A 12,411-nucleotide genomic window follows, 5' to 3' on the forward strand; every position below is an offset into this window, starting at 1 on the left:
CTGGAAACGGGCTGATGGGGGCGTGCCCTTCCACAGTGTCTGTATATCGGGCAGAGACCGGCTCCGTGCGGGGATAGTCCCGCAGCAGGTTGTGCTGCATCCCCGGGACACGGGGCATTCGTTCGTATGCGCTCTGCAAATTTCATCCGCTCCTTTCTCAAGAACTCATTCAAAACCCGCTCCGCCAATCCGGAACGGGTCTGTTTCATTCTATTCTGCAGCGGGGAAAACGGTGCGCAAAGATTTGCAGGGACAGGATGCGCCGTTACAGCAATCTTCTATGCCCCCTCTGTAGGGACACGGCGTGCCGTGTCCGGGGTTGTTTTTATCGTACAAATGTGATATGATACAAAGGGAGGTGAGACAGGAATGGATGACGATAAGTATTGTTTTAGAGAATGCGATGTGGACATGGAAGCTGTTCGAAAGATATGTGCTGGAAAAACCGTGGAGGAACTGGATGCGGAGTTCGAAGCATTTAAAGAGGAGTTTCGGAAACAGCACGGGGTAACTCCATCTGAGAAATCAGAAAACCTTGTGGAGACAGATTAAATCATGTTCATGTTTAGAAATTGAATCGTTTCCAAATTTACAAAAAATGTCCTAGAATGAGTTGATATATCTGTACTATTTTGAATCTGCTCTTTGTGCATATTGCTGAATTTATGTAAAATAGCTTGTTATTTTGGTACATATGTGGTATAATTTTGAACGAATAACGGATGGCGACATGAAAAATAATTTTTTTCAAAAACGTCATAAGAGTATAATTGAGGTGTTGTAAAATGGCTGGTATGAAATGCCCAAAGTGCGGGAAGCTGACATTCTTTTCTACGCCAACAGGTAGAAAATGTTCTCAGTGTGATTATTCTATGTATGTTCCTCCGAACGGAGGAAAAGGTGGCTTAGGGAAAAAATGTGCAGCTTGTGGAAAAAATACGGTTTTCAATGGAAAATGCACAAATTGTGGGGCAAGATATTGTTAGAAGTGTAATTGTGCAAAAATCAAAACGGGTGCTCTGAAAAATAACAGAGTGCCCGTTTCGTCGAATACAGCAAACCTCCACGCCCATGTAGGGACACGGCGTGCCGTGTCCGGGGTTCCCTTTATTGTAACGCCGTGTCCCCACAAGGGGAATATGCAGGGCTGCTGTATCCGAACGAAACGCATCGCCCATCCAAATCCAAAAGAGCACCCCAGCCAAACCAGCCGAGGTGCTCTTTTTCATATCAGCATGGAAGATCCACGCAGTTTCTTAGAACTTGCCAGCCTTTGCAGCTTCCTCAACGGATACTGCCACAGCAACGGTTGCACCAACCATGGGGTTGTTGCCCATGCCGATCAGACCCATCATCTCTACGTGAGCCGGAACGGAGGAAGAACCTGCGAACTGTGCATCCGAGTGCATACGGCCCATGGTATCGGTCATACCATAGGAAGCCGGACCTGCAGCCATGTTATCCGGATGCAGGGTGCGGCCGGTGCCGCCGCCGGAAGCAACGGAGAAGTACTTCTTGCCCTTCTCGACGCATTCCTTCTTGTAAGTACCAGCAACCGGGTGCTGGAAACGAGTCGGGTTGGTGGAGTTACCGGTGATGGAAACGTCAACGCCTTCCTTCCACATGATGGCAACGCCCTCGGTAACATCGTTTGCACCGTAGCAGTTTACCTTGGCACGGGGGCTGTTTGCATCCTTGGAGTAGCACTTACGGAATACTTCCTTAACCTCGCCGGTGTAGTAGTCCATTTCAGTCTCTACATAAGTAAAGCCGTTGACACGTGCGATGATCTGTGCAGCGTCCTTGCCCAGACCGTTCAGGATGACACGCAGCGGTTCCTTCCGAACCTTGTTTGCCTTTTCAGCGATACCGATTGCGCCCTCAGCAGCAGCGAAGGATTCGTGGCCAGCCAGGAAAGCGAAGCACTTGGTCTCTTCCTCCAGCAGCATCTTGCCCAGATTGCCGTGACCCAGACCAACCTTTCTCTGGTCTGCAACAGAACCCGGGATGCAGAAAGCCTGAAGGCCCTCGCCGATGGCAGCAGCAGCGTCAGCAGCTCTGCGGCAACCCTTCTTGATTGCGATGGCAGCACCAACGGTGTATGCCCACTTTGCGTTTTCGAAGCAGATCGGCTGAATGCCCTCTACCATCTTGTATACATCCAGACCGGCAGCCTTGGTAACTTCCGCAGCGCCCTCGATGGAATCGATGCCGTATTCCTTCAGAACAGCCAGAATCTTTGCTTCTCTTCTCTCATATGATTCAAATAATGCCATGGGTCGTTTCCTCCTGTTCCTTATTCTTTTCTCGGATCCACAAACTTCACTGCATCAGCAACACGGCCGTACTGACCCTGTGCCTTTTCGAATGCGGTGTTTGCGTCATCGCCAGCCTTGATGAAGTCCATCATCTTGCCAAAGTTTACGAACTTGTAGCCAATGATCTCATCATCTTCGTCCAGAGCGATCTTGGTAACGTAGCCATCGGTCATTTCCAGATAACGGGGACCCTTCTTCAGGGTGCTGTACATGGTACCAACCTGAGAGCGCAGACCCTTACCCAGATCTTCCAGACCAGCGCCGATCGGCAGACCCTCTTCAGAGAATGCGCTCTGGGTACGGCCGTATACGATCTGCAGGAACAGCTCACGCATTGCGGTGTTGATTGCGTCGCAAACCAGGTCAGTGTTCAGTGCTTCCAGAACGGTTCTGCCCGGCAGAACTTCTGCTGCCATTGCAGCAGAGTGGGTCATACCGGAACATCCGATGGTCTCCACCAAAGCTTCCTGGATCACGCCCTCCTTGACATTGAGGGTCAGCTTACATGCGCCCTGCTGCGGTGCACACCAGCCCACACCGTGTGTCAGACCGGAAATGTCCTTGATTTCCTTTGCCTTTACCCACTTTGCTTCCTCGGGGATCGGTGCAGCACCGTGCTGTACGCCCTGTTTTACGCAGCACATTTCGGTTACTTCGTTTGAATAAATCATGGTCAAACTCCTTTCATGATATGGCATTGTATGTGACTTCACCATACGGATTTTATTATACTACATTTTTCAGCAAGAATCAAGCACTTTTTCATAAATTCTGATTTTTTTCCGAAAAAGCCCCCGCCAAAGCGGAGTGCTCTGACGGGGGCTTTGGGTATTTTTTGCGGAAATTCCGGCAGATTTTTACTGGAGGACGTTTCCGGTGCCGCTGATGGCAAAGGTGATGGTGATGCTGTCCTTGGGCATGGTGTAGTCCAGCGGAGCCAGGCTGGTGTTATAGATATTGACCAGTTCTACGTACATGTTGCCCTGATTGTCTGCCATGACGCTGGGCTTTGCGATGGGATACTCGGTATCGTCGCACTTGACCACCACATCAGAGATGCGGGTGGTGTTGAAGTAGGGGAAATCGGTGCTGAGGAACAGCATGTTCAGCCCGTCGCTGTCGGCGGGCGCTTTGTGCAGTCTGCTATGCTCTGCGGCTTTGGGTTTGTATAATGCTACAAAAAATCAGGCAGATTGTATGTTTGTATTTACATTTTCGAAAAGATGTGGTACACTGATTCTATCTGGAATAATCAGGTTCGGGCGGCACTGCTGCAATGTGTGACAATGTTGCGCACCTGAATGCCAAGGGATTTTGAAAAAACAAATCAGCAAATCGGAGGTCATGATCATGAAACGACACACAGCCAAACGAGTTCTTGCCGGGGTGCTGGGCGGCGTGCTGCTGGGCACGTCCGTCCCATTCACAACTGCCACCGCAGCAGATGCCGAGACCGGAGCAGTTATCTACAGCTCTGACTTTGAGGACACCGGCGAATCTCTGCCGTTCACCGGCAGAGGCGGCGTAGAATCCATCTCCATCACCAGCAGTCAGGCACACGGCGGCTCCTCTTCTATGATGGTATCCGACCGTGCCAAGGGCTGGCACGGCCCGCAGCTCCTGGTGGACGATATCTGCCAGCCCAACAAGGAGTACACCATCAGCGCTTTCGCCAAGACTGAATGGTACAACAGCGTAAAGCTGAGTCTGGAATACACCGACACCGCCGGCGAACGCCACTACAGCAATCTGGCAAGCGGCACATCCAACGGCGACTGGACAGAATTTTCCAACGTTAAGTTCAGCTTCACCAGTGAGGTTTCCAAGGTGTATGTCTACTTCGAGTGCAACGATGCCTCCACTCTGTACATCGACGATTTCACCCTTGCGGAAGCGCCCATTATCCCCATTGAGGAAGATATTGCCTCGCTGAAGGATGTGTACAGCGGCTATTTCAAAGTGGGGACTGCCGTTATGGCATCCAATCTCTCCTCGCCGTCCTTTATGGATTTGGTGCAGAAGCACTTCAGCGACAGCATCACCTTCGGCAACGAGCTGAAGCCGGACTACGTGCTGGATCAGGCGGCATCTCAGGCAAATGGCGGCAACACCAACCCGCAGGTCAACTTCTCGCAGGCAGACGCTCTGCTGAAATACTGCGCTGCGAATAAGATTCCGGTTCGTGGCCACACCCTCGTATGGCACAGCCAGACACCGGACTGGTTCTTTAAGGAGAATTTTTCCGACGACGGTGACTGGGTCGACAAGGACACCATGATCACTCGTATGGAAAACTACATCAAGAACGTCATGGAGGGACTGGCAACCCAGTATCCGGACGTGGAGTTCTACGCATGGGACGTTGTCAATGAGGCATGGCAGGACAACGGCACACCCCGTGCTGCAGGTTCCAGCAAGTCCGAAAACCCCGACAGCTCCGCATGGACACGGATCTTTGGCGACAACTCCTTCATTGAGTACGCTTTCCAGTTCGCCAGAAAGTACGCACCGGCAGGCTGCAAGCTCTACTACAACGACTTCAACGAATACATGCCGCAGAAGACCACTGCCATCTATGACATGGCAATGGAACTGAAAGAAAAGGGACTCATCGACGGTATCGGCATGCAGTCCCATCTGGACGTTGGATTCCCCAACGCTTCCACCTATGAAAAGGCGCTGTCCAAGTTCGCTTCCACCGGTCTGGACATTCAGATCACCGAGCTGGACATCACCACCAGCGACACCTCCGAAGCCGGTCTGGAGAAGCAGGCGCAGATGTACAGCGATATCTTCGACCTCTGTGTGAAGTACAAGGACAACATCTCCGCCGTTGTTATCTGGGGCGTTACCGACGACCAGAGCTGGCGTGCAACCCGTGTGCCGCTGCTGTTCGACGAGAACTTCAAGGCAAAGCCGGCGTTCTACGCCATTGTGGATGACGTTGAACCGCTTGACCCCATCACCACCACAGTGACAACCACCGCCAGCAGCGAGACCACGACCACAACCACCACAGAGCCGGACGGCAACTTTATCCCCGGCGATGTGAATTTCGATAAGGTGGTCAACGGCTTCGACCTGTCGGCAATGCGTCAGGAATGGGTCGGCGAGGCACAGTATGCACCGTATCTGGATATGAGTCAGGACGGCAGCTTCAACGCCGCAGACGTTGTGGCTCTGGCAAAGTTCCTGTTGGGCAAATAATCATCATCGAACCGGAACATCATACGCTCTGACCATAAACGGGACGGACGCACAATTTTCGTGCATCTGTCCCGTTTTTTGTTGTATGTTATATGAGTAGGGACAGGTTGTGCCGTGTCCGATTTATTCCCCAAAACATTTTCGGCGAAATACAAGCAAAAAGGGATACCGTGCAAGGTATCCCTTTTGTGTGATAATAAACTGCCGGACACGGCACAACCTGTCCCTACAAATCCCAGCGATACGTTTCTGCGCCTCATCCGAGGAAATAGCTGTACTTCCGGATGCGATCCCATTTCCCATCCCGATAGCGGATCTTCTCCGGCGGGACTTTTTCCAGAATCGGTTCGTAGATCTCGAACAGTTCGCTGTTCTGTTCCAGCTGCACATAAATGCTCTCGCCCTTGAACGATTCCCAGTCACAGCTGGCGATCTGCTCCGGATTCATCCGCAGGCGCACTACGGGCTGGCTGTTGTCATAGCCCGTCCCGCCGTAGACATCCAGTTCCAGCGTGGTGTCCAGATGGGGGGACAGGTTCTGGTAGGTGTCCAGAAAGCCGGATACGATGCGGGAAATCGAAGCGGAGGTCGCCAGACTCCGGCAGGACTCCTGCCACAGGTAGGTGTAGGACAGGACGTAGCAGTCGTTCTCCTCGTCGTAGTCCAGATTGACCTCGTTGTGATCTCTGGTGCTGCCATAGGTGCAGAAAGCGGCGAGCACCTGCTGTTCTGCTGCCCGTGGCCCGCAGAATGACTCCACATAGCGGATGTGCCATGCATTCGCCACGTCCCACAGGAAATAGAACCCGATCCAGATGGCACAGATGGTTTCCGCAAGGGCGAGGGTGCACACCCGCAGAACAGTGCGCTCCGCCCAGACACCACGCTTGTGCTTCCACATCAAGTACACTCCGACGGGGTAAAAGAGCACGAGCATCAGGATCACAAACCAGTTCCGCCAGCGAATGGGGTATACACGCTTGTTGCAAAAATGACAGCGCTTTTCGCCGGGGAAAAGCTGCGTTTTACAATGGGGACAGTCCATCTGCTTTCCGGCCTCCTTTTCTGCGATGCTTTTCTATAGTATATCATATTTTTCGACGGCTTGCAAGACGCAAAAACAATGCGCTTTCCCTCTGGCACGTCCTAAAATTTCCCGCCCGTAACAGTCGAATCTTGCGCATCCAAAAGCAATGTAAAATTGCTCAAAAATTCAATGAAATTTCGTAAAAAATTAGATGATCCGTTAGAAATGGCGAGAATAGGGCTTGCAATTTTTGCCGAACTGTGTTATACTATCTGTATAACCTGTAGAATTTTGGAAGATACAGGTTTGAACTAGAACAAAATACAATTGACAAAATGGAGGAGTTGAAGATGCGCCGACATTTTTCTTCGGAACTCCTATAATAACAAGCATCACGGTGCAAACTTCTCCATGCTGCAGGAAAGCCTGCTGCACTGGATTCGCAACGATAACAGCATGACGATTCGGCTGAGTACCGGTGACTGCAATGTCACTATTGACAATGCGCTTGCAACACCGGAGAACTATCAGGTGCGCTGGTATGTTCTGAAAGATCAGAAGGACGGCTGGCATGTGGATGGCGTTATGACGGCAACTACAAAAGAAATGACTGTCACCAAAGCGTTTCGAAATCTGAGTGAGACAGAAGTAAACAAGATTCTGGCAGATGGCTACGGGATTGATATGAAGGTCGGAAAGGGTGTCTATCTCTACCTGAAACCGGAGAACACGGAAAGCACCAAAGGACAATATGTGTACACCGGCTCCTATGATGCTGCCACCAAAACCTATACTTGTGTCTGGACGGTGCGGGTCCTGAACGGCGAGCACTATGTGATACAGGAAAAGGGGTATGCGTATGATACGAACAATTACAATATTACGGAGGAGATCACCGACGCCAGCGGCAACACCCTGTACAAGCCCAATATCACTACTGCGGATCGCTTCGTCTGGTCGAATACCGTCACCGGAACGATGCGGGAATCGGCGGTGCAGCTGTCGGAGAACTGGGTCAACATCAAAAATTACGAGGAAATGCAAGTGCCGGCGCAGAAGAACCTGACGGTGCAGAAGCAATGGTCAGACCTGACCGCAGCGGCACATCCCGCAGTCACCGTGCACCTCTACCAGATGCAGACCGACGCTGCAACTGGGGAAGTTCTGGAAACAGTGGAATACGGCACGGCAACGCTGGACGAGTCCGGCAACTGGACGCACACGTGGGAGAACGTGCCGCAGTGCAGCGGGGACAAGACGCAGAATTACAGCTACTTCGTGCGGGAAGAAGCGGTGAGCGGCTATGACACACGCTATTTCACCACAGGGGAGGAAACGACCGAACTGCTGCCTGCGAAGTGCACGGTAGACGGTGCGGAACTTCTGGCGGCACCGGTGGACTGGGAAAAGGCGAGCGTCACCATCGTGAATCGGGAATGTCCCAGACTGCCGTATACCGGCGGAACGGGTGTCACACGGTATCATGTGCTGGGACTGCTGCTGACACTCGGCGCAGGCACAGGTATCGCATTCCGGTACCGGAAGCGGAAACATTCGTAATCCAAAGGGCATCCTCATAAAATGGGGGTGCTCTTTTTGCTACACCGGATATCCCCGTGGCTTGCCTCTGTGCGATTCTCTGAAAAAATCCCTTGCAATTTTCATGGATACGTGGTATAATGGAAACATTCCTGTGCAGGGAAACGCTGCACAATTAGATTTCGTTCCGGCACGACCGGAAACGGCAGAAATACGAAAGGAAAATCATCATGATGAAAACATATGGCATGCGCAGCCTTGCGCTGACACTGGGCGCTGCCCTGATGCTCGGCGCATTTGCCGGCTGCGGTTCTACAAAAGGCGAGGGAAACGTAAAGGTGAAAAAGGATTCCTCTTCCGCACTGGAAGACGTGGCAGAGCAGGAGACCACACAGGAGCTGGGCTATTCCACAGAGCCGGGCGGCACGTTCACCATCACCTTGTATCCGGATGTCGCTCCGCTGACCTGCGAGAACTTCGAGAATCTGGTCAAGGACGGTTTCTATGACGGTCTGACATTCCACCGTGTGGTAGACGACTTCATGGCACAGGGCGGCGACCCCCACGGCGACGGCACCGGCGGAAGCGACAAGACCATCAAGGGCGAGTTCGGCTCCAACGGCGTGGAGAACAGCCTCTCCCACCAGCGTGGCGTAGTTTCCATGGCTCGTTCCTCTGATCCGGACAGCGCCTCCAGCCAGTTCTTTATCTGCTACACGGACTGCTCGTTCCTGGATCAGCAGTACGCTGCATTCGGCGAAGTCACCGAGGGTATGGACACGGTGGACTCCTTCTTGCAGGTGTCCCGTTCCATGGGTACCGACGGCGCAGTTTCCTCGCCGGATGTGCCCATTGTTATTCTGAAGGCAGAGATGGTGGACGATGACGCCGACGGCAATCCGAGAGTCCAGTTTACCATGAACGATTTCTTGAGCGAATAAGAGCCGGCGCCGAGATGCGGGGCTTTCACGGCAGGCACGGAATCAGACTCCGTGCCTGCTGTGCTGTCACGGGAGGAGAATTCTTATGAATCACAATATCACACGTTTTTTTGAACAGATGAAACAGAGCCGGGTTGCTTTTATCGGAACCGGTGTGACCAACGGCGACATCATCCGCCTGTTCCGGAAAAAGGGCATTGAGGTTACTCTGCTGGACCGCAAGACCGCGGACAAGCTGGGCGCAGCCTATGACGAGTTCAAGGCGCTGGGCGTACAGTTCTGTCTGGGGGATGCCTACTTAGACCACCTGACGGATTATGACGTTGTCTTTCGTTCGCCGGGCATGTACTACCACAACGAGAAGCTCCAGCAGGCACGGGCACAGGGTGTTGTCATCACCTCGGAGATGGAGGTGTTCTTCCAGCTCTGCCCCTGTAAGATCTATGCAGTTACCGGTTCGGACGGAAAGACCACTACGACCACGCTGATCTCCGAGTTTCTCTCCCGTGCCGGCTATCGGGTGCACAAGGGCGGCAATATCGGCCGTGCCCTCCTGCCCATCATCGATGACATCCGGGAGGAAGATGTGGCTGTGGTGGAGTTGTCCAGCTTCCAGCTGCTCTCCATGCGCCAGTCGCCGGACGTTGCCGTCATCACCAACATCGCTCCCAACCATCTGGACGTGCACGGCACCATGGAGGAGTATATCTACGCCAAGACCAATCTCATCGCCCATCAGGACGCTTTCTCCCGCACCATCCTCAATCAGGACAACGAGGCAACCATGAATCTGGCATCCATGGTGCGTGGCACGCTGACCACCTTCTCTCGTAAGACCCAGCCGGCGTTCGGCACGTTTCTGCGGGAGGACGGCATGCTCTGCTATGTCAAGAACGGCGAGGTAACACCGGTGGTGCACAAGGACGACATCCGCATTCCGGGCATGCACAACGTAGAGAACTATCTGGCAGCCATCAATGCCGTTTGGGGCACCGTGTCCATTGAGGACATTGTCTATGTGGCAAAGAACTTCGGCGGCGTGGAGCACCGCATTGAATTTGTGCGGGAGCTGGACGGCGTAAAGTGGTATAACGACAGCATCGCCACCAGTCCGACCCGTGTTCTCGCCGGACTGCGCTCGTTCTCCCAGAAGCTCATCGTCATCATGGGCGGCTATGACAAGAAGATCCCCTTTGAACCCATGGCGGATACCGTCTGCCAGCAGGTGAAGCTGGTGCTGCTCATGGGCGTGACTGCCGACAAGATCGAAAAGGCGATCCGTGGCAGTCAGTATTATCAGGAGGGCGCACCGGAACTGGTGCACGTTTCCTCCATGGAGGAGGCAGTACAGGAGGCACGGAAGCGTGCCAAGGCAGGGGATATCGTCACCCTCTCGCCCGCCTGCGCAAGCTTCGACCTCTACCCGAATTTCGAGGCACGCGGCATCCACTATAAGAATCTGGTAAAGGAGCTGCACTGAGTATGGACTTGAATGCACTGCTACAAAAGCTGACGGCGCCGGCGTGTGTTTCCGGCAGCGAGTCCGCCATTGCAGAAACCGCAGCGGAGCTGCTGCGCCCGTTCTGCGACACAGTGGAGATCGTCAGCGGCAATGTCTGCGGCACACTGGGCAGCCGTCAGGCGGGAAAACCCCACGTGCTGCTGGATGCGCATCTGGATCAGGTGGGCTTTGTGGTCACGGAGATCACGCCGGACGGCTTTGTCCGTGTGGGAAATGTGGGCGGTCTGGAATACCGCTTCATGCCGGCGCAGCGTGTGCTGCTCCACGGCAGGCAGAACATTGCCGGTGTGATCTGCTGCATTCCGCCCCATTTGCAGAGCGGCAAAAAGGAACACGTGGCAGAGGTGACAGAACTCGCCATCGACACCGGCTATTCCAGGGAGCATCTGGAACAGCTGCTTTCGGTGGGGGACAGTGTGACCTTTGATATGCCGTTTCGCACCATGGCGGGCGGCTATGTTACCAGTCCCTCGCTGGATGACCGCTGCGGCATGGCGGCAATTCTCTGCGCCATGGAGGAATTGCAGGGGCAGGCGCTGCCGTGCAGCCTGAGTGTGCTCTTCTCCACACAGGAGGAACTGGGGGAGCGTGGCGCCAAGATCGGTGCCTATACCATTGCGCCGGACATTGCGCTGGCGGTAGATGTCACATTCGGCGATGCGGGAGAAAAGGTGGGCGTCTGCGGGAAAGGCCCCCTTATCGGCATTTCGCCCTCCCTGTCCCGTGATGTGAGCGATGCACTGATCACTGCGGCAGATGCGGCGCAGATTCCGTGGCAGCCAGAAGTCATGGCGGGAACGACCGGCACCAATGCCGACCGCTTTGCCGTCACACGGGGCGGCGTGCGTGCCGGCACCGTTTCCATTCCGCTGTGCCACATGCACACACCGGTGGAGAAGATTCGAACAGAGGACGTGGCGCTGACAGGAAAGCTGCTGGCGGCATATGTAAGGGGGTGCGCATCATGCTGAACCATTTCGAGGAACTTTGCAATTTGTGCGCCGTTTCCGGCGACGAGGGCGCTGTGCGGGACTATGTGTGCCGTGCGCTGGAGGGAAACCCCACAGTTTCGTGGCAGATCGACCCGCTGGGGAATCTGCTGGTGGAGAAAAAGGGCGCACAGCGTGCCTCGCATCACCTGATGGTGAGCGCTCACATGGATGAGGTTGGCCTGATCGTCACTCACGTTCAGGACGGCGGTCTGCTGGAGATTGCAGCCGTGGGCGGTGTGGATGCCTCGGTGGTCATCGGCAGACAGTTCCTGGTGGGCAGACAGCACATTCCCGGCATTGTAGGAACGAAACCGGTGCATCTGCTCTCCAAAGAACAGCGCAGCCAGCTGCCCACCTTTGACGGACTGGTGCTGGACATCGGCGCATCCTCGGCAGAGGAGGCACGGAAGCTTGCGCCGGAGGGCACGTGCGCCTATTTCTGTCCGGACTTCCGGACGCTGGGGGACGGCAGAGTTTGCAGCAAGGCAATCGACGACCGTGCCGGCTGCGCACTGCTGCTGGGGCTGCTGGAACAGGAGCTGCCCTATGACATCACCGCTGCATTTCTGGTGCAGGAGGAGATCGGACTGCGTGGCGCAACGGCTGCTGCCTATACCGTTGCACCGGAATTTGCGCTGGTGCTGGAGGCGACCACGGCGGCGGATATCGTCGGCGCATCCGGCGGCGAACGGGTCTGCACGCTGGGCGGCGGGCCGGTGATCTCTTTCATGGACCGCAGCACCATGTACGACAAGGGCATGTATCAGGCGGCGTTTGCGCTGTGTCAGGCACAGGGGATTCCCTGCCAGACCAAGACACGCATCGCCGGCGGCAACGACAGCGGCGCCATCCATGTCAGCCGTGG

At 54.4% G+C, this 12,411-nt stretch carries 11 protein-coding genes; 7 read left to right on the plus strand and 4 right to left on the minus strand.

Translation table 11 applies throughout. From position 1 onward, the window contains the following. Positions 1-369: 369 nt before the first annotated feature. The gene (locus QZL66_RS03945) at positions 370-552 is read left to right on the plus strand and encodes a hypothetical protein (protein WP_022410450.1); all 183 of its coding nucleotides are present in this window, start codon (positions 370-372) and stop codon (positions 550-552) included. Positions 553-1,256: 704 nt separating this feature from the next. Here the strand turns inward: QZL66_RS03945 and QZL66_RS03950 are convergent. The 3 genes from QZL66_RS03950 to QZL66_RS03960 form a co-directional block, all read right to left on the minus strand. After that, on the minus strand, positions 1,257-2,276 hold the full coding sequence (locus tag QZL66_RS03950) for a GGGtGRT protein (protein ID WP_022410451.1): 1,020 nt from the start codon (positions 2,274-2,276) through the stop codon (positions 1,257-1,259). Positions 2,277-2,296: 20 nt separating this feature from the next. Beyond that, entirely contained in the window at positions 2,297-2,989 is a 693-nt protein-coding gene (locus QZL66_RS03955) for an iron-sulfur cluster assembly scaffold protein (protein WP_022410452.1), read from the minus strand. A 186-nt stretch (positions 2,990-3,175) separates the two neighbouring features. After that, on the minus strand, positions 3,176-3,421 hold the full coding sequence (locus QZL66_RS03960) for a hypothetical protein (RefSeq protein ID WP_022410453.1): 246 nt from the start codon (positions 3,419-3,421) through the stop codon (positions 3,176-3,178). A gap of 247 nt (positions 3,422-3,668) precedes the next feature. Here QZL66_RS03960 and QZL66_RS03965 point away from each other — a divergent pair, with 247 nt between their 5' ends. Further along, a complete protein-coding gene (locus QZL66_RS03965; protein WP_022410454.1) occupies positions 3,669-5,525 on the plus strand; it encodes an endo-1,4-beta-xylanase in 1,857 nt (618 codons plus the stop codon). Between the two features lie 256 nt (positions 5,526-5,781). Here the strand turns inward: QZL66_RS03965 and QZL66_RS03970 are convergent, their stop codons facing one another. After that, positions 5,782-6,570, minus strand: a complete 789-nt coding sequence (locus QZL66_RS03970; protein WP_022410455.1) for a hypothetical protein — start codon at positions 6,568-6,570, stop codon at positions 5,782-5,784. Between the two features lie 393 nt (positions 6,571-6,963). Between QZL66_RS03970 and QZL66_RS03975 the strand changes: the two genes are divergently transcribed. From QZL66_RS03975 to QZL66_RS03995, 5 genes are all read left to right on the plus strand, one after another. After that, the gene (locus tag QZL66_RS03975; RefSeq protein ID WP_022410456.1) at positions 6,964-8,112 is read left to right on the plus strand and encodes a Cna B-type domain-containing protein; all 1,149 of its coding nucleotides are present in this window, start codon (positions 6,964-6,966) and stop codon (positions 8,110-8,112) included. 212 nt (positions 8,113-8,324) lie between these two features. Next, positions 8,325-9,032 carry a peptidylprolyl isomerase gene (locus tag QZL66_RS03980; RefSeq protein WP_367949760.1) on the plus strand — a complete coding sequence of 236 codons (708 nt, stop codon included), beginning with the start codon at positions 8,325-8,327 and terminating at the stop codon, positions 9,030-9,032. A gap of 85 nt (positions 9,033-9,117) precedes the next feature. After that, positions 9,118-10,512, plus strand: coding sequence for a UDP-N-acetylmuramoyl-L-alanine--D-glutamate ligase (gene murD / locus QZL66_RS03985; RefSeq protein WP_022410458.1), 1,395 nt, complete (start codon positions 9,118-9,120; stop codon positions 10,510-10,512). Positions 10,513-10,514: 2 nt separating this feature from the next. Further along, positions 10,515-11,525: a M42 family metallopeptidase gene (locus QZL66_RS03990; protein WP_022410459.1), complete on the plus strand. Its 1,011-nt coding sequence runs from the start codon at positions 10,515-10,517 to the stop codon at positions 11,523-11,525. Next, the coding region (locus tag QZL66_RS03995) for a M42 family metallopeptidase (RefSeq protein ID WP_293601839.1) at positions 11,519-12,411 on the plus strand (893 nt) is incomplete at its 3' end. The genes QZL66_RS03990 and QZL66_RS03995, both read left to right, overlap by 7 nt.

This window comes from Ruminococcus sp. CAG:330, assembly GCF_000437175.1.
Lineage (GTDB): Bacteria > Bacillota > Clostridia > Oscillospirales > Ruminococcaceae > Ruminococcus_C.

What these genes read in the sequence shown, in the direction of transcription:
- QZL66_RS03965 (WP_022410454.1), top strand. Translation starts at nt 3,669, where the DNA reads ATGAAACGACACACAGCCAAACGAGTTCTTGCCGGGGTGCTGGGCGGC.
- QZL66_RS03990 (WP_022410459.1), top strand. Translation starts at nt 10,515, where the DNA reads ATGGACTTGAATGCACTGCTACAAAAGCTGACGGCGCCGGCGTGTGTT.
- QZL66_RS03980 (WP_367949760.1), top strand. Translation starts at nt 8,325, where the DNA reads ATGAAAACATATGGCATGCGCAGCCTTGCGCTGACACTGGGCGCTGCC.
- QZL66_RS03960 (WP_022410453.1), bottom strand. Translation starts at nt 3,421, where the DNA reads ATGCTGTTCCTCAGCACCGATTTCCCCTACTTCAACACCACCCGCATC.
- murD (WP_022410458.1), top strand. Translation starts at nt 9,118, where the DNA reads ATGAATCACAATATCACACGTTTTTTTGAACAGATGAAACAGAGCCGG.
- QZL66_RS03975 (WP_022410456.1), top strand. Translation starts at nt 6,964, where the DNA reads ATGCTGCAGGAAAGCCTGCTGCACTGGATTCGCAACGATAACAGCATG.
- QZL66_RS03970 (WP_022410455.1), bottom strand. Translation starts at nt 6,570, where the DNA reads ATGGACTGTCCCCATTGTAAAACGCAGCTTTTCCCCGGCGAAAAGCGC.
- QZL66_RS03955 (WP_022410452.1), bottom strand. Translation starts at nt 2,989, where the DNA reads ATGATTTATTCAAACGAAGTAACCGAAATGTGCTGCGTAAAACAGGGC.
- QZL66_RS03945 (WP_022410450.1), top strand. Translation starts at nt 370, where the DNA reads ATGGATGACGATAAGTATTGTTTTAGAGAATGCGATGTGGACATGGAA.
- QZL66_RS03950 (WP_022410451.1), bottom strand. Translation starts at nt 2,276, where the DNA reads ATGGCATTATTTGAATCATATGAGAGAAGAGAAGCAAAGATTCTGGCT.